General features: G+C 58.1%; 1 protein-coding gene. It reads right to left on the bottom strand.

Features of this window, described 5'->3' with window-relative positions:
- Nucleotides 1–12: 12 nt before the first annotated feature.
- The coding region (locus HBA93_RS22245) for an AEC family transporter (protein ID WP_221724687.1) at nucleotides 13–253 on the bottom strand (241 nt) is incomplete at its 5' end.

The raw sequence follows: 253 nt of genomic DNA, 5'->3' as shown, positions 1-253 counted from the left end.
ACATCAGCTGTCTCAGCCCCAGACAGCCTGCGCCAGAGCAATCCACATTGCCAGTGTCAGAGCGGAGGCTGCTGTTGCCAGTACCATCGAAGTCGAAGACAGTCCCTGCCCGACACCGAATCGCGTGGCAATCAGATAGGAATTGACGCCGGACGGCAGTGCCGCAGCTGTAATGGCCACCTTAGCACTCAACGGCGGCAGACCGAGGAACCAAGCCATAACAAAGACCACAGCAGGCATCAGCAGCAGTTTG

It is taken from the genome of Ochrobactrum sp. SFR4 (assembly GCF_019730395.1).
Lineage (GTDB): Bacteria > Pseudomonadota > Alphaproteobacteria > Rhizobiales > Rhizobiaceae > Pseudochrobactrum.
The sequence above is the reverse complement of the archived record's forward strand: the minus strand, read 5'-3'. Positions and strand labels throughout refer to the sequence as shown.